This window comes from Aquipseudomonas alcaligenes NBRC 14159 (assembly GCF_000467105.1).
GTDB lineage: Bacteria > Pseudomonadota > Gammaproteobacteria > Pseudomonadales > Pseudomonadaceae > Aquipseudomonas > Aquipseudomonas alcaligenes.
Genome location: NZ_BATI01000039.1, coordinates 19,000 through 35,482 on the forward strand (window position 1 = coordinate 19,000; position 16,483 = coordinate 35,482).

Here is a 16,483-nt window from a genome sequence, read left to right on the forward strand (position 1 = left end):
GCGGACCTCCTCGAGAAGCCATCCCCCTGTGTTCAGGTTAGGCACACTGAGGCCACGCGCTTGGAACGCTTAGCGCCGCACGGTCGAGAAGTGAGAACCGAAAGAAGTAAGGACTCAGGAGCGCTGCTTGGGCGCCTTGTGCAGGCGACTGACCAGCTCGGCCTCGGCCTGGGTCAGACCGCAGGAGTGCGTCAGGTCATCGACACTGGCGCCCATGCCCACCAGGCGTGCGGCCTGGGTGAAAGACAGGCTGGAAGGGTCGCGCTGCTCCATCTGATTGAGCTTGTCGGGCAACGGCGCCACCACCCGACGCAGTTCGTGCAACTCCTCGCCCATGCGGATGCTGCCGGTCAGGTAGGCATCCAGACGCTTGCCCAGCTCTCTCAGACGCTGATCGCGGAAGGCATCGCGCTCCTTCTGCAGCTCAGCCTGCTGGCGCAGCTTCAGCGCCAGCTGGTAGCTGAAGCCGCCAAGCAGCACGCAGAACAGGCCGAGCACGGCCACCGCGATCTCCAGCATGGGTCAGATGCTCTCCAGCTCGGACCACTCTTCCTCGCTCATCATCTTGTCCAGCTCGACCAGGATGAGCAGCTCGCCGTTCTTGTTGCACACGCCCTGGATGAACTTGGCCGACTCCTCGTTGCCCACGTTCGGCGCGGTTTCCACCTCGGACTGACGCAGGTAGACCACTTCGGCAACGCTGTCGACCAGGATGCCGACCACCTGCTTGTCCGCCTCGATGATGACGATACGGGTGTTGTCGGTCACCGGAGCCGACGACAGACCGAAGCGCTGGCGAGTATCGATCACGGTGACCACGTTACCGCGCAGGTTGATGATGCCCAGCACATAGGCCGGTGCACCCGGAACCGGAGCGATCTCGGTATAGCGCAGGACTTCCTGCACCTGCATCACGTTGATGCCGTAGGTCTCGTTATCCAGGCGGAAGGTCACCCACTGCAGGATAGGATCTTCGGAACCTTGCGCTGACGTTTTCTTCATGTCCCTAGCCTCGGTCTAGTGCCGCCTTCGGCGGCGTTCGCGGGTATGCCCGCTTGTCGTTAACTATAGAGCCCCCGCCGCATCAGTGCGGGCGGACGGCTCCGTTGCGCGTAGCGCCGCTGGCGATCAGCTCGGCCAGGGCCGAGACATCGAGCAACGCACACATGTGTTCGATCACCGTACCGGCCAGCCAGGGCCGCTGCGAGCGCTGGCTACGCCATTTGATCTCGCTCGGCTCCAGGCGGATCGAGCGGCTGACCTGATGCACGGCCAGCCCCCACTCGTAGCCTTGCACGGAGATTACATACTGCAGGCCTTCGCGGAAATCGTCGCGATAGCGCTCGGGCATTACCCAGCGCGCGGTATCCAGGACTTTCAGGTTGCCCGCCTGGCTCGGCAGTATGCCAAGGAACCAGTCGGGCTGGCCGAACAGCGGCGTGAGCTCCGCATCGGCCAGCGGGTAGATGGTCCCCAGGCACACCAGCGGCACCGCCAGGGTGAGGCCGGCAACGTCGAAGAGCAGGCACTCGAAAGGCTCATCGGCCCAGCTCGGGCGGCCATCCAGGCTCACCGCCGCCGGCGTGGGCGCAGGCTCGACCGCGACCACAACCTCCGGCGTGGCGACCACCACCGGCTGCGGTACGACGACTTCGGCCTGGGGCGGCACCTCCGGCAGGCGCAGATCGATGGTCGGCAGTACTTGCGGCTTGGCCTCGGCCAGCGCCAGTGGCCGGGTCAGTACCGGCTTGGCTTCCACTCGCCGGGCGTCACGCACCTGCTCTTCGAGGACGGCAGCCTCGAATTCGTCGAGCACACCGCTCTCCTCCAGCTCGACAGCCGCCTCCTGCAGCAGAGCATCCAGATAGGACTGCAGGGCCTGCTGGGGGCGCGTGACGGTGGTTGCGGTGCGACTCATAAGGTAATCCACGAAAGAAGTCTGTACAGCCTATCGGCAGGGCCCGTGCGGGACTTGAGCCTACCTACTCAGCATAGTCCGAACTCTCAGGCCACCTGGGTGGCCGGCTGGGCCGCCAGCAGGTGCTTGAGCAGCGCGCGGTAGGCGATCACCCCGCGGCTGTTGCCATCGAATTGCGAAGGCGTCAGCCCTGCCCGGCTGGCGTCACGCAGCCGTGTATCCACCGGCACATAGGCCTGCCAGAGGTGCTCGGGATAGGCGTTGCGCAGCACTCGCAGCGTACTCAGCGACGCCTGGGTACGGCGGTCGAACAGGGTTGGCACTATGGTGTAGGGCAATGGCTGCTTGCGCGAGCGATTGACCATGTTGAGGGTGCTGACCATACGTTCCAGCCCCTTCACCGCGAGAAACTCGGTCTGCACCGGGATCACCAACTGCTGGCTGGCGGCCAGGGCATTGACCATCAGCACGCCCAGCAGTGGCGGGCTATCGATGATGGCATGGTCGAACTTTTCCCACAGCTGCGCCAGGCTTTTGGCGATGACCAGCCCCAGGCCGTTCTGCCCTGGCGACTGGCGCTCGAGCGTGGCCAGTGCGGTACTGGACGGCAGCAGGAAGATGTTCTCATGGCTGGTAGGCAGCAGCAGGCTGGCCGGCAGCCCCTGCGGCACGTTGCCCTGATGCAGAAACAGGTCGAAATTGCTGTGCTCCAGGGTATCCGGATCGTGGCCGAAATAGCTGGTCATCGACCCGTGCGGGTCCAGGTCGACCACCACCACGCGCTTACCGGCATCAGCCAGCAGGCCTGCCAGAGCGATGGATGTGGTGGTCTTGCCGACTCCACCTTTTTGATTGGCTACTGCCCAGACTTTCATTTTCTTGGTCCTCCCGGCCTGGCCGCCCCCTGCCGAGAACTGGGTGACGCCTCAGGGTGCGGGCGTCGGAATATTGGCGGAACCAGCTGCAGGCGCCACCACTGGTTGTGCCGGTGCAGGTTGCGTGCCAGCACGCTGCAGCGCGGGGTCGGCCTTGGCGTTACTACTACCGACACCACTGATGCTACGGCGCACATCAAGATTACGCGACACCACCAGCACCACCCGGCGATTGCGTGCACGCCCCTCCGCGGTGGCATTGTCCGCCACCGGCTGGAACTCGCCATAGCCGACCGCTGCCATGCGCCCCGGGTTCACCCCATCCATCGCCAGCATGCGCACGATGCTGGCCGCCCGCGCCGAGGAAAGCTCCCAGTTGCTCGGGTACTGCGCGGTGTTGATCGGCAGGTTGTCGGTAAAGCCTTCGACATGTACCGGATTCTCGTAAGGCGCGAGGATCTTCGCCACCTTCTCGATCAGGGTGAAGGCCATTTCGTTCGGGACCGCGTCGCCGCTGGGAAACAGCAGGCTGGAGTTCAACTCAATCTCCACCCACAGTTCGTTACCGCGCACGGTCAGCTGTTCGGAAGCGATCAGGTCGCCGAAGGCATCGCGCATGCTGCTGGCGATCTGCTGCAGCGGGTCGCTCGGCTCAGCGCTGGAGGTGCTGCTGTTGGGATTGTCCTCGATCATCGAGCGGTCCGGCTCGGTGGTACGCGGCTTCTCGTCACCGATCGGAATCGGCTTGATCGCCCGCTCCGGCTCGCTGAATACCCCCACCAGACTCTCGGACAGGACTTTGTACTTGCCCTCGTTGATCGAGGAGATCGAGTACATCACCACGAAAAAGGCGAATAGCAGGGTGATGAAGTCCGCGTAGGACACCAGCCAGCGTTCGTGATTCTCATGCTCTTCGTGATTGCGCCGGCGGGCCATGGGTCAATCCATGAAGCCCTGCAGCTTCAGCTCGATGGAGCGTGGGTTCTCACCTTCGGCAATCGACAGAATGCCTTCCAGCAGCATCTCGCGATAACGCGACTGACGCATGGCGATGGCCTTGAGCTTGTTGCCGATCGGCAGCAGCAGCAGGTTGGCGAAGGCCACACCGTAGATGGTGGCGACGAAGGCCACGGCAATCCCGCTGCCCAGCTTGCTGGGGTCGGCCAGGTTGCCCATCACGTGAATCAGCCCCATCACCGCACCGATGATACCGATGGTCGGCGCGTAGCCACCCATGCTCTCGAATACCTTGGCCGCCTGGATGTCACGGGCTTCCTGGGTATAGAGGTCAACCTCCAGGATACTGCGAATGGCCTCGGGCTCGGCGCCATCGACCAGCAGCTGCAGGCCCTTGCGCGCATAGGGGTCGGCCTCGACATCGGCCACCGACTCCAGCCCCAGCAGGCCTTCCTTGCGTGCGGTCATGCTCCAGCCGACGACGCTGTTGATGCCGCCAACCAGATCGATACGCGGGGGAAAGACAATCCAGCCGAGGATCGCCAGGGCGCGCTTGAACACATTCATCGGCGCCTGGATGAAAGCGGCCCCCAGAGTGCCGCCAATCACGATCAGTGCCGCCGGGCCGTTGACCAGCGCCCCCGCATGCCCGCCTTCCAGGTAGTTGCCGCCGATGATGGCGACAAACGCCAGGATGACGCCGATGAGGCTCAGTACATCCATCAGATGCAGGCCTCGGCCAGATGCCGACCTATGTCATCGAGACCGTACACCGCATCGGCCAGATTGGCCTTCACCACGGCCATGGGCATGCCGTAGATCACACAGCTGGCCTCATCCTGGGCCCACACCTGGCTGCCGCTCTGCTTGAGCAGACGCGCGCCCTCACGCCCATCGGCGCCCATGCCGGTGAGCACCACGGCCAGGACCTTGTCGCTGAACGACTTGGCAGCCGAGCCGAAGGTGATATCGACACAGGGCTTGTAGTTGAGGCGCTCGTCGCCAGGGAGGATTTTCACTACCCCACGGGCGTCGACCATCATCTGCTTGCCGCCAGGGGCCAGCAGCGCCAGGCCGGGACGCAGCAGATCGCCGTCCTCGGCCTCCTTGACGGTGATCCGGCAGAGCTTGTCCAGGCGCTCGGCAAAGGCCTTGGTAAAGGCCGCCGGCATGTGCTGGATCAACACGATCGGCGCCGGAAAGCTGGCCGGCAACTGGGTCAACACCCGCTGCAGGGCCACCGGGCCGCCGGTGGAGGTGCCGATTGCCACCAGCTTGTATGACTTGCGCTTGGGCGCAGCCGCGCTGGATGTCGCCGCAGGCGAAGCCGGGCTCGGGCGGCTTGCCGGAGCAGGCGCGGCACCGCGGGCAGCCGGAGCGGCGGCGGTCGGAGCGCTTGGCGGGCTGAAGGTACTGAAACGACGGTTGCTGCGCGCGATGGTGTGGACCTTCTCGCACAGCAGCGCCTTGACCTTCTCCGGGTTGCGCGAGATGTCCTCGAAGTTCTTCGGCAGGTAATCGACCGCCCCCGCATCCAGCGCATCCAGGGTGACGCGGGCGCCCTCGTGGGTGAGGGAGGAGAACATCAGCACCGGCGTCGGGCAGGACTGCATGATGTTCCTGACCGCCGTGATGCCATCCATCATCGGCATCTCGTAGTCCATGGTGATGACGTCAGGCTTCAGTGCCTGGGCCTGATCGATGGCCTCGCGACCATTGGTGGCGGTACCTACGACCTGGATATCGGGATCAGCGGAGAGGATCTCCGAAACCCGGCGGCGGAAAAAGCCGGAATCATCCACCACCAGGACCTTGACTGCCATAAACACTCCAGAGCGGCCGGATTGACCGGCCGCGAACGATCAGATGCGACGCGCGTAGCGCTTGAGCATGCTCGGCACGTCGAGGATAAGGGCAATGCGCCCATCACCGGTAATGGTAGCGCCAGACATGCCGGGAGTACCCTGGAGCATCTTGCCCAGCGGCTTGATCACCACCTCCTCCTGGCCCACCAACTGGTCGACCACGAAGCCGATGCGCTGGCTACCGACGGTGAGAATCACCACATGCCCCTCGCGCTGCTGCTCATCGAAGCTGGCACCACTGACCAGCCAGCGCTTGAGGTAGAACAGCGGCAACGCCTTGTCACGCACGATGACCACTTCCTGACCATCCACCACGTTGGTGCGTGACAGGTCGAGGTGGAAGATCTCGTTGACGTTGACCAGCGGGAAGGCGAAGGCCTGGTTGCCCAGCATCACCATCAGCGTCGGCATGATCGCCAGAGTCAGCGGCACCTTGATGATGATCTTCGAGCCCTGACCCTTGGCCGAGTGCACGTCGATGATGCCATTGAGCTGGGAGATCTTGGTCTTCACCACATCCATGCCCACACCGCGGCCGGATACGTCGGAAATCTCGGTCTTGGTCGAGAAGCCCGGGGCGAAGATCAGGTTGAAGCACTCGGTCTCGCTCAGGCGATCCGCTGCGTCCTTGTCCATCAGGCCCTTCTCGACGGCCTTGGCGCGCAGAATCTCCGCATCCATCCCCTTACCGTCATCGGAAATCGACAGCAGGATATGGTCGCCCTCCTGCTCGGCGGAAAGCACCACACGGCCGGACCGTGCCTTGCCTGCAGCCTCGCGCTCTTCGGGCATCTCGATGCCGTGGTCGACCGCGTTGCGCACCAAGTGCACCAGCGGGTCGGCCAGGGCCTCGACCAGGTTCTTGTCGAGGTCGGTCTCTTCCCCGACCAGCTCCAGGTTGATCTCTTTCTTCAGCTGACGCGCCAGGTCGCGAACCAGTCGCGGGAAACGACCGAAGACTTTCTTGATCGGCTGCATGCGGGTCTTCATGACCGAAGTCTGCAGGTCCGCCGTCACCACATCGAGGTTGGAAACCGCCTTGGCCATGGCTTCGTCGCCACTGTTCAAGCCGAGGCGTACCAGACGGTTACGCACCAGCACCAGCTCGCCGACCATATTCATGATCTCGTCCAGGCGCGCGGTGTCGACCCGTACGGTGGTCTCCGCCTCGCTGGCAGCGGCAGGCCCGCCCGCGGCAGGCGCCGGGGCAGCCACGGCAGGCTTGGCCGGCTCGGGCTTGGCAGCCGGTTTTGCAGCCGGCTCGGCCTTCTTCGGCGGGGCCTTCGGTGCCGGTGCGGCAGCCGCAGGCTTGGCGGCAACAGGGGCGACCGCTTCTTCGGCAGGGCCGGTGAACTTGCCCTTGCCATGCAACTGATCGAGCAGGGCTTCGAACTCGTCGTCGGTGATGTCATCACCGCCGGTCGCCTGGGCCGGAGCCGGAGCCGGAGCCGCAGGTTTGACGACCGGAGCAGCCTCTTCGGCAGGGCCGGTGAACTTGCCCTTGCCATGCAGTTGGTCGAGCAGGGCTTCGAATTCGTCGTCGGTGATCTCGTCGCCGGCACCGGCGGCCGGGGCTGCAGCGGCTGGCTGGGCGGCCGGAGCAGCGACTTCCTCGGCGGGACCGGCGAACTTGCCCTTGCCGTGCAGCTGATCGAGCAGCGCCTCGAATTCGTCGTCGGTGATCTCGTCACCGCCGCTTGCTACCGGCGCCTCGGCCGCAGGTTGCTCACCAATGGCGTCCAGCAGCTGTTCGAACTCGTTGTCGGTGATGTCGTCATCGCCCGCCGCCGCTTCGGCGACCGGCTCAGGCTCGACGGCGCCAGCCAGCTCTTCCTCGCTCTCCGGCTCGGCCAGACGCGCAAGCGCCGCCAGCAGCTCGGGGGACGCTGGAGTGGGCTCGGTGCGTTCACGCACCTGGCTGAACATCTCGTTGACCGAGTCCAACGCCTGCAGGACCACATCCATCAGCTCGGCAGTCACGCGGCGCTCACCCTTGCGCAGGATGTCGAACACGTTTTCTGCGATGTGGCAGCACTCCACCAGCTCGTTGAGCTGCAGGAAGCCCGCGCCACCCTTGACGGTGTGGAAGCCGCGGAAAATGGCATTGAGCAAGTCCATGTCATCGGGTCGGCTTTCCAGCTCGACCAGTTGTTCGGACAACAACTCAAGAATTTCGCCGGCCTCTACCAGGAAGTCCTGGAGGATTTCTTCATCGGCGTCGAAGCTCATCGGTGCGCTCCAAAGGCTCTGTTAGAGCCCTAAAATCCAAGGCTGGACAGCAGATCGTCGACATCGTCCTGACTGGACGCGACGTCATCACGCTTATCGGCATGTATCTGCGGACCTTCACCCCTGGAAGGCTCTTTTTGTTGTTTTTGCTCGGCGCGCAGCGCATCCATGTCGTGCTGGATGCCGGCAAAGCGATCGACATGGCTGGCCATCAGCATCAACTTGAGCAGATCGCGCTCCACTTCGGTGACCAGTTGGGTCACGCGCTTGATCACCTGACCGGTGAGGTCCTGGAAGTCCTGCGCCAGCAAGATGTCGTTCAGCTGGCTGGACAGTTTCTGACTATCACGCTCGCTGCGCGCCAGAAACAGCTCAATACGCTTGGCCAGGTCACGGAAGGCGTCTGCGCCCATCTCGCGGCGCATGAACTTGCCCCACTCGACAGACAGCCCCTTGGCCTCATCGCCCAGGTCGTTGACCAGCGGCGCGCTCTGCTCGACCAGGTCCATGGTGCGGTTGGCCGCTTTCTCGGTCATCTGCACCACATAGGACAGACGCTCGGTGGCATCGGAAATCTGCGAAATTTCCTGGGCATGCGGGTTGTGCGGATCAACCTGGAAATTGACGATCGCGTTGTGCAACTCGCGGGTGAGCTTGCCGATCTCCTGATAGAGACCGTGGTCACGCGCCTTGTTGAGTTCGTGAATCAGGCCTACCGCCTCACCGAAACGACCTTTCTCAAGGCTGTCGACAAGTTGCGTGGCGTGTTGCTTCAGGGTCGATTCGAGTTCGCCCAGATGTGAATCATCGTGTGCCATAGCGCCCTCGCGGCGGACATCAGCCGTTAACCCGTTCGAAGATCTTCTCGATCTTCTCCTTCAGCACCTGGGCAGTGAACGGCTTGACTACATAACCGTTAACGCCAGCCTGGGCGGCCTCGATGATCTGTTCGCGCTTGGCCTCGGCGGTGACCATCAGCACCGGCAGGGTCTTCAGGCGCTCGTCGGCGCGCACCGCGCGCAGCAGGTCGATACCGGTCATGCCGGGCATGTTCCAGTCGGTCACCAGAAAATCGAAGCTGCCGCTCTGCAACATGGGCAGTGCCGTGTTGCCGTCGTCAGCCTCCGCCGTGTTGGTGAACCCCAGATCACGCAGGAGGTTCTTGATGATCCGTCGCATCGTCGAGAAATCGTCAACGATGAGGATTTTCATGTTCTTGTCCAAGTCGACCTCCGTACAGTCTAAACACCGCCGGTATCCCGACAGTGTCGCAAATCATGGAACCGGCTGGCTCTCAGCTGACCCGCCACTCACCCAGCCTGGCCCGCAGACGCGCGGCGCACTGGCTGTGCAACTGGCTGACCCGGGATTCGCTGACCCCCAAGACTTCGCCGATTTCCTTCAAATTCAATTCTTCGTCGTAGTACAGCGACAAAACCAGGCGCTCGCGCTCCGGCAGATGAGCGATGGCATCGGCCAGTGCCGCCTGGAATCGCTCATCCTCAAGACCATGCAGGGGCCCGCTGTGACTACTGCTGACATCCTCGCTCAGCCCCCCGTGCTCACCGTCCTGTACCAGATCGTCAAAGCTGAACAGGCGGCTACCCAGAGTATCGCCAAGGATGCCGTAGTAATCTTCGAGACTCAATTGGAGTTCGGCCGCAACCTCTTGATCTTTAGCGTCTCTTCCGGTGCGGGCCTCGATCGCGCGAATGGCATCGCTGACCATGCGGGTGTTGCGGTGTACCGAACGCGGTGCCCAGTCGCCCTTGCGCACCTCGTCGAGCATGGCGCCGCGGATGCGGATGCCGGCGTAGGTTTCGAAGCTGGCGCCCTTGCTGCCATCGTATTTTTTTGACGCTTCCAGCAGACCGATCATGCCCGCCTGGATCAGGTCGTCGACCTGAACACTGGCCGGCAGGCGTGCCAACAGATGATAGGCGATGCGCTTGACCAGCGGCGCATAGCGCTCGATCAACTGGTGCTGGGAATCCTGCGCCTGCGCCTTGTTGTACATGCGAAGTCCACTGGCTGCTGTCATACCGCCGTCCCCGCGATCGGCTGCTGCACCAGACGCTCGACGAAGAACTCCAGATGGCCGCGCGGGTTGGCCGGAAGCGGCCACGTGTCGACTTTCTGGGCGATCGCCTTGAACGCCAGTGCGCATTTCGAGCGCGGGAAGGCTTCATATACCGCGCGCTGCTTCTGCACGGCCTTGCGGACGGATTCGTCGTAGGGAACGGCGCCGACGTACTGCAGGGCCACATCGAGAAAACGGTCGGTTACCTTGGTCAGCTTAGCAAACAGATTGCGTCCTTCCTGCGGACTGTGAGCCATGTTGGCCAGCACGCGGAAGCGGCTCATGCCGTAGTCGCGGTTGAGCAGCTTGATCAGCGCGTAGGCGTCGGTGATCGAGGTCGGCTCGTCGCACACCACCACCAGCACTTCCTGGGCGGCGCGGACGAAGCTGACCACGCCGTCGCCGATGCCGGCGGCCGTATCGATCACCAGCACGTCGAGGTTGTCACTGATATCACTGAAGGCCTGGATCAGGCCGGCATGCTGCACCGGCGACAGCTGCACCATGCTCTGCGTACCGGACGCTGCGGGCACGATACGGATGCCGCCGGGCCCCTGCAGCAGCACGTCCTTAAGGTCGCATTCGCCATTGATCACATCGGCCAGGGTGCGCTTGGGGGTCAGGCCGAGCAGCACGTCAACATTGGCAAGACCAAGGTCGGCGTCCATCAGCATGACCCGGCGACCAAGGTCGGCCAGTGCCAGCGACAGATTCACCGACACGTTGGTCTTGCCGACGCCGCCCTTGCCGCCAGTCACCGCGATCACCTGTACGGGATGCATACTACCCATGTTCTTCTCTTTACCTTGTCTTGCCTGGTCTGGGCTGGTCGGGCAACTTCACCGACCCTTTCCTACACACTAGAACGCCTTGTCCGCCGACGCCTGCCCTACCCTGCACGGCGCGGATGATAGAAGCCCGCGAACATATCGGCCATGGCTTCTTCACTCGGATCTTCGGCAGCCTGCAGGCTCACGGCACGGCTCACCAGTTGGTGGCTGCGCGGCACCTGCAGATCGTCCGGAATCTTCGGCCCATCTGCCAGATAGGCTACCGGGAGATGCTGGCTGATAGCCAGCCCCAGAACCTCACCGAGATTGGCCGCCTCGTCCACCTTGCTCAGGATGGACCCGGCCAGGCCGCAGTGCTTGTAGCTGTGATAGGCCGCCTTGAGCACCTGAGCCTGGCTGGTGGCAGCCAGCACCAGATAATTCTTGGCCTTCAGGCCGCGCACGGCCAGGCTGTCCAGCTGCTGACGCAGGGCCGGATCATTGCCAGGCAGGCCGGCGGTGTCGATCAGGATCACCTTCTTGCGTGCCAGCGGCGCCAGCGCCTGGACCAGCGATTGCCCTGGCTCGACCTGGGTCACCGGCACGTTGAGGATGCGACCGAGGGTCTTGATCTGCTCCTGGGCGCCGATGCGGAAGCAGTCCATGCTGACTAGGGCGATGCTCTGCGAGCCGTACTTCAGCACGTAGCGAGCCGCCATCTTGGCCAGGGTGGTGGTCTTGCCCATACCGGCCGGCCCGACCAGGGCAATGACACCGCCCTCCTCCAGCGGCTCCACCGCCGGAGTTCTGATCGCGTGAGCCAGGTGAGCCAGCAGCATTCGCCAGGCCTGCTTCGGCTCGGCGACCTTGGCCACACGTTCCAGCAGGGCCTTGGACAGCTCGGCAGACAGGCCCATGCGCTGCAGGCGACGCCACAGGTTGGCCTGCTGCGGCTTGCGGTTCTGCAACTGGCCCCAGGCGATGGAGCCCAGCTGCACCTCGATCAGCTCGCGCAGGCCGTGCAGCTCGAAGCGCATGGCGTCGAGGGCATGCTGATCGACTGGCGCCGCCGCGGCGCGAGCCGGCTGCGGCTGGGCGGCGGCAACCGGACGCTGCACCTTGACTGCAGTAGCCGGCAGCTCGGGCGCGATCAGCGATTCGTTGGCGAACAGCTGGCGATCCTTGCGCTCGTCGGCCACGGCGCGGATGGTCAGCTCCGCCTGAGCGTTGGCGATTTTCGCCTGGGTCTTGCGCAGCTCGGCCTCCAGGGCCGGATTGGGCGTACGCGCCGGGGTAGCCGGCTGGTAATCCAGCGCCGCAGTCAGCTCCACGCCGCCGGCCACGCGGCGATTGCCGATGATGGCGGCATCGGCGCCCAGTTCGTCACGCACCAGCTTCATGGCGGTACGCATATCGGCGGCGAAGAAGCGTTTGACTTGCATGGCTTAGAACCCTCAGTTCTGGCCGACCGTGGCGACGATCGTGACCTGCTTGTTATCCGGTATTTCCTGGTAGGCCAGTACGTGCATGCTGGGTACGGCGAGCCGCGCAAAGCGCGAGAGCATCGCCCGGACCGGGCCGGCTACCAGCAGGATCACCGGTTTGCCGAGCATTTCCTGGCGCTGCGCCGCTTCCACCAGGGAGCGTTGCAGCTTCTCGGCCATGCCGGGTTCGAGGAGGATGCCATCCTCGGAGCCCTGACCGGCCTTCTGCAGGCTATTCAGCAATAACTGTTCCAACCTGGGTTCCAGGGTGATCACAGGCAGCTCCGGCTCTAGTCCCACAATGCTTTGCACGATTGCACGGGAAAGAGCGACGCGGACTGCAGCGACCATCGCGGCGGGATCTTGACTCTTGCTCGCGACGTTGGAGATCGCCTCGGCAATGCTGCGAATGTCGCGCACCGGTACCTGTTCGGCCAGCAGTGTCTGCAGCACCTTGAGCAGGGTCGACAGCGAGACCATGCCCGGCACCAGCTCTTCGGCCAGTTTCGGCGAGCTCTTGGCCAGCAGTTGCAGCAGCTGCTGCACTTCCTCATGACCGAGCAGCTCATGGGCGTGCTTGTGCAGCACCTGGTTGAGGTGAGTGGCAACCACGGTACTGGCGTCCACCACGGTGTAGCCCAGCGATTGCGCCTGGTCGCGCTGGGTCGGGTCGATCCACACCGCCTCCAGACCGAACGCCGGATCTTTGGCGGCGATGCCGTTGAGGGTACCGAATACCTGGCCGGGGTTGATCGCCAGCTCGCGCTCCGGGTAGACCTCCGCCTCCGCCACGCTGACGCCCATCAGGGTCAGGCGATAGGCATTGGGCAGCAGGTCGAGGTTGTCGCGGATATGTACCGACGGCATCAGGAAGCCCATCTCCTGCGACAGCTTCTTGCGCACGCCCTTGATCCGCGCGAGCAACTGGCCACCCTGGTTGCGATCGACCAGCGGGATCAGGCGGTAGCCGACCTCCAGGCCGACCATGTCCACCGGGGTCACGTCGTCCCAGCCCAGCTCCTTGACCTCCTGGGCCTTCTGCGCCGGCAGCAGCTCCTGCTGGCGCTTGACCTCCTTGACCTCCTCTTCCTTGACCTTGCGCTGCTTGTTGGCAATCCAGTACGCGGCACCGGCAGCCACCAGACCGAGGCTGATGAACGAGAAATGCGGCATGCCCGGCACCAGGCCCATGGCGATCATGATCGCGGCCGCCACGGCCAAAGCCTTGGGCGAGGCGAACATCTGCCGGCTGACCTGGGCCCCCATGTCCTCGGAAGTGGATACCCGGGTGACCATGATGGCGGCCGCAGTGGACAACAGCAGCGAAGGGATCTGCGCTACCAGACCGTCACCGATGGTCAGCAGGGTGTAAATTCGCCCGGCTTCGGAGAATGGCAGATCATGCTGGGCCACGCCGATGGCGATACCGCCAATCAGGTTGATGAAGAGAATCAGCAGGCCGGCAATGGCGTCGCCACGGACGAACTTCGAGGCACCGTCCATCGAGCCGTAGAAGTCGGCCTCCTGGGCCACCTCGGCACGCCGCTTCTTGGCCTCGGCCTGATCGATCAGACCGGCATTGAGGTCCGCGTCGATGGCCATCTGCTTGCCGGGCATGGCGTCGAGGGTGAAGCGCGCACTCACCTCGGAAATCCGCCCGGCGCCCTTGGTAACCACCACGAAGTTGATGATCATCAGGATGGCGAACACCACGGCACCCACCACGTAGTTGCCGCCGATCACCACTTCACCGAACGCCTGGATCACCTTGCCCGCGGCGTCGTGGCCCTCCTGGCCGTGCAGCAGCACCACGCGCGTGGAGGCCACGTTCAGCGCCAGGCGCAGCAGCGTCGCGGCCAGCAGGATGGTGGGGAACACGGCGAAGTCCAGCGGCCGCAGCGAGTAGATGGCGACCAGCAGGACCACGATGGACAGGGCAATACTGAAAGTGAACAGCACGTCGAGCAGGAACGGCGGGATCGGCAGCATGACCATGGCGAGCATGACCAGCAGCAGCAGCGGAATACCCAGATTGCCGTGGCGCAACCCGGCCAGGTTGCTGCGTACGTCACCGATGAGTTGAGCACGATCCACTGCCACTTGTTTTCCCCAGCCAATTCAATCTTTTGACGCGAACAGGCGCCTTGCAGGGGTATTGGCAAGAAGCATTCCAACTCGGCTCTGCCCCGTGTGGGCAGAGCCTTATTCGCTCAGGCCGCCTGGCGTTGCGCCTGACGCGGATCGCCCGGCAGATAGTGCCCCGTGACCTGCCGGTAGGCCTCGGAGGTCCGCTGCCCGGGGATACCGTCGACCTTGACGAAGACGCCGGGAAAACCGTTAAGCCAGTGCTGCAGAGCCACGACCTGCCGCTCCAGCGCGGGGTCACCAGGTTTCTGCATCGAGTAACCCGCCACCAGCGGGCCGCTGCTGGCGGCAGGACGCGGCTGATCGGCGAACTCGATCAGGCCACGCTCAGCCATGCGCCGCAACAGCACGGCGGCCCCGCACTGCTTGGTGACCGCGCTGTCGGACCAGGTACCGTCGGCCACATATTTGCCGCTGCTGTAATGGTTGGAAAAGCCCCACAGGTAGGGCGACAGCACATGCGGGTGGTACAGGCGATAGCCGAAGCCGTTGTAGCGCTCCAGCTGATACAGGGTACCCGCCAGGCCCCAGTCGGTGTCGGCACCGAGGCGCTTGAGCTGCAGCGCATCGGCGGCGCTCTGCTCCCAAGTGAAGGGCGGGCTGCCGTTCTTCGGTCGCCCTGGCGGCTGCTGCACGGTACGCGCCGTCAGCGGATCGCCGTTGTGCAGGTGCTTGTGGAAGCTCTGGCTGCTCTCCATGTTGTGGATCACCGCGATGAAGCTCCAGGGAATCCCCAGAGCCTCTGCAACCTTCTCGTAACGCGGCTGGTTGTTGAGCAGCTGTTTGACGAGGCTTTCCACATCGTCGCCCCGCTCGGGGCGGATCCGGCAGCTGTCAAAAAGATGTGCGTACTCGCCGCGCAAGGCGGGGGTTAGAACGACTCTGGCCATGGGCAAGGCTCCGTAGCTATGACTGACTCCGCTCAGGTGCAGTACCACGGCAACGGCAAGGCCATCCGCCCTTCTAGCAGGTGTAGGCGGCGCGCGGGGGCTGTCAAAGCCAGGCGACGAATGACGATGGCTACTCGTCGCGGCGCAGATCCGGCGGAATCGGCAGATCCGGCAGCGGCCCCGGGCGCTTGCCCTTGCCGGCACGGAACTGCTTGAGCTGGTAGACGTAAGCCAGCACCTGGGCCACGGCCAGGTAGAGGCCGGCGGGGATCTCTTGGTCCACCTCGGTGGAGTAGTACACCGCCCGCGCCAGGGCCGGCGACTCGAGCAGGGTCACCTTGTGCTCCTGGGCGATCTCGCGGATCTTCAGTGCCAGGAAGTCGCCACCCTTGGCCAGCATCACCGGCGCATTGCCCTTGGCCGGGTCGTATTTCAGCGCCACGGCGAAGTGGGTCGGGTTGGTAATCACCACATCGGCCTCGGGCACCTGCTGCATCATCCGCCGCTCGGCCATCTGCCGCTGCAACTGGCGGATCTTCGACTTGACCTCGGGCTTGCCCTCGCTGTCCTTGTACTCGTCCTTGACCTCCTGCTTGGTCATCATCAGCTTCTGCTTGGAATCCCAGAGCTGGAACGGTACATCCACCGCGGCGATGAGAATCAGCCCGCAAGCCATCCACAGCAGGCTCCAGCCTGTCACCAGCATGGAGTGCAGGATCGCCGACTCGACCGACTCGTTGGCGATGGCCAGCAGGTCGTCCTGGTCGGCCTTGAGCACCGCCAATGCCACCATCAGGATGATGATGAACTTGGCCATGGCCTTGAGCAGCTCCACCAGGGCATGGGCGGAGAACATGCGCTTGATCCCCTGCAAGGGGTTCATGCGACTGAACTTCGGCTGCAGGGCCTCGCCGGAAAACAGCCAGCCGCCCACGGCAACCGGGCCGATGATGGAGGCGATCAGCATGACGATGAAGAAAGGTTGCAGCGCCAGCAGCGCCTCCATGCCGGTACGCAGCAGGTAGCGGGCCATGGAGCCTTCGTCCAGCAGCACCTCACGCGACAACGCGAAGTTGCCCTGCATGAGGTCCAGCATCGCCCGTCCCATCTCGGCCCCGAAGATCAGCAGTGCCGCGGCGCCGCCGAATGTCACCGCCAGGGTGCCGAGCTCCTTGGAACGCGCGATCTGGCCCTTCTGGCGCGCCTCTTCCAGGCGCTTACTAGTGGGTTCCTCGCTCTTGTCGGCGCCGCTTTCGCTCTCTGCCATGGC

16 protein-coding genes are annotated in these 16,483 nt (G+C 63.9%); all 16 read right to left on the reverse strand.

Annotation, left to right across the window (positions count from 1 at the left end):
- Nucleotides 1–114: 114 nt before the first annotated feature.
- The 16 genes from PA6_RS18930 to flhB all read right to left on the reverse strand — a co-directional run bounded on the left by PA6_RS18930 (nucleotide 115) and on the right by flhB (nucleotide 16,480).
- Nucleotides 115–519, reverse strand: a complete 405-nt coding sequence (locus tag PA6_RS18930; protein WP_021702581.1) for a DUF2802 domain-containing protein — start codon at nucleotides 517–519, stop codon at nucleotides 115–117.
- Nucleotides 520–522: 3 nt separating this feature from the next.
- A complete protein-coding gene (locus PA6_RS18935; protein ID WP_021702582.1) occupies nucleotides 523–1,002 on the reverse strand; it encodes a chemotaxis protein CheW in 480 nt (159 codons plus the stop codon).
- A gap of 82 nt (nucleotides 1,003–1,084) precedes the next feature.
- The gene (locus PA6_RS18940; protein WP_021702583.1) at nucleotides 1,085–1,918 is read right to left on the reverse strand and encodes a CheW domain-containing protein; all 834 of its coding nucleotides are present in this window, start codon (nucleotides 1,916–1,918) and stop codon (nucleotides 1,085–1,087) included.
- 86 nt (nucleotides 1,919–2,004) lie between these two features.
- Nucleotides 2,005–2,793 carry a ParA family protein gene (locus PA6_RS18945; RefSeq protein WP_021702584.1) on the reverse strand — a complete coding sequence of 263 codons (789 nt, stop codon included), beginning with the start codon at nucleotides 2,791–2,793 and terminating at the stop codon, nucleotides 2,005–2,007.
- Between the two features lie 51 nt (nucleotides 2,794–2,844).
- A complete protein-coding gene (motD, locus tag PA6_RS18950; protein WP_021702585.1) occupies nucleotides 2,845–3,729 on the reverse strand; it encodes a flagellar motor protein MotD in 885 nt (294 codons plus the stop codon).
- 3 nt (nucleotides 3,730–3,732) lie between these two features.
- Nucleotides 3,733–4,473, reverse strand: coding sequence for a flagellar motor protein (locus tag PA6_RS18955; RefSeq protein ID WP_021702586.1), 741 nt, complete (start codon nucleotides 4,471–4,473; stop codon nucleotides 3,733–3,735).
- Nucleotides 4,473–5,573 (reverse strand): protein-glutamate methylesterase/protein-glutamine glutaminase, encoded by a 1,101-nt coding sequence (locus tag PA6_RS18960; protein WP_021702587.1) that lies wholly within the window; start codon nucleotides 5,571–5,573, stop codon nucleotides 4,473–4,475. The genes PA6_RS18955 and PA6_RS18960 overlap by 1 nt, the downstream gene beginning before the upstream one ends.
- A 39-nt stretch (nucleotides 5,574–5,612) precedes the next feature.
- The gene (locus PA6_RS18965) at nucleotides 5,613–7,844 is read right to left on the reverse strand and encodes a chemotaxis protein CheA (protein ID WP_021702588.1); all 2,232 of its coding nucleotides are present in this window, start codon (nucleotides 7,842–7,844) and stop codon (nucleotides 5,613–5,615) included.
- Nucleotides 7,845–7,873: 29 nt separating this feature from the next.
- Nucleotides 7,874–8,662: a protein phosphatase CheZ gene (locus tag PA6_RS18970; RefSeq protein ID WP_021702589.1), complete on the reverse strand. Its 789-nt coding sequence runs from the start codon at nucleotides 8,660–8,662 to the stop codon at nucleotides 7,874–7,876.
- A gap of 19 nt (nucleotides 8,663–8,681) precedes the next feature.
- Complete coding sequence (locus tag PA6_RS18975; protein WP_169920072.1) at nucleotides 8,682–9,056, reverse strand: chemotaxis response regulator CheY; 375 nt, start codon at nucleotides 9,054–9,056, stop codon at nucleotides 8,682–8,684.
- Nucleotides 9,057–9,138: 82 nt separating this feature from the next.
- A complete protein-coding gene (gene fliA, locus PA6_RS18980) occupies nucleotides 9,139–9,885 on the reverse strand; it encodes an RNA polymerase sigma factor FliA (protein ID WP_043217031.1) in 747 nt (248 codons plus the stop codon).
- Nucleotides 9,882–10,715, reverse strand: a complete 834-nt coding sequence (fleN, locus tag PA6_RS18985) for a flagellar synthesis regulator FleN (RefSeq protein WP_021702592.1) — start codon at nucleotides 10,713–10,715, stop codon at nucleotides 9,882–9,884. The genes fliA and fleN overlap by 4 nt, the downstream gene beginning before the upstream one ends.
- A gap of 98 nt (nucleotides 10,716–10,813) precedes the next feature.
- Nucleotides 10,814–12,136 (reverse strand): flagellar biosynthesis protein FlhF, encoded by a 1,323-nt coding sequence (gene flhF, locus PA6_RS18990; protein ID WP_021702593.1) that lies wholly within the window; start codon nucleotides 12,134–12,136, stop codon nucleotides 10,814–10,816.
- 12 nt (nucleotides 12,137–12,148) lie between these two features.
- Nucleotides 12,149–14,272: a flagellar biosynthesis protein FlhA gene (gene flhA, locus PA6_RS18995; protein WP_021702594.1), complete on the reverse strand. Its 2,124-nt coding sequence runs from the start codon at nucleotides 14,270–14,272 to the stop codon at nucleotides 12,149–12,151.
- Nucleotides 14,273–14,388: 116 nt separating this feature from the next.
- Entirely contained in the window at nucleotides 14,389–15,213 is an 825-nt protein-coding gene (locus PA6_RS19000) for a hypothetical protein (RefSeq protein ID WP_021702595.1), read from the reverse strand.
- A 130-nt stretch (nucleotides 15,214–15,343) separates the two neighbouring features.
- On the reverse strand, nucleotides 15,344–16,480 hold the full coding sequence (gene flhB, locus PA6_RS19005; protein WP_021702596.1) for a flagellar biosynthesis protein FlhB: 1,137 nt from the start codon (nucleotides 16,478–16,480) through the stop codon (nucleotides 15,344–15,346).
- Nucleotides 16,481–16,483 lie beyond the last annotated feature (3 nt).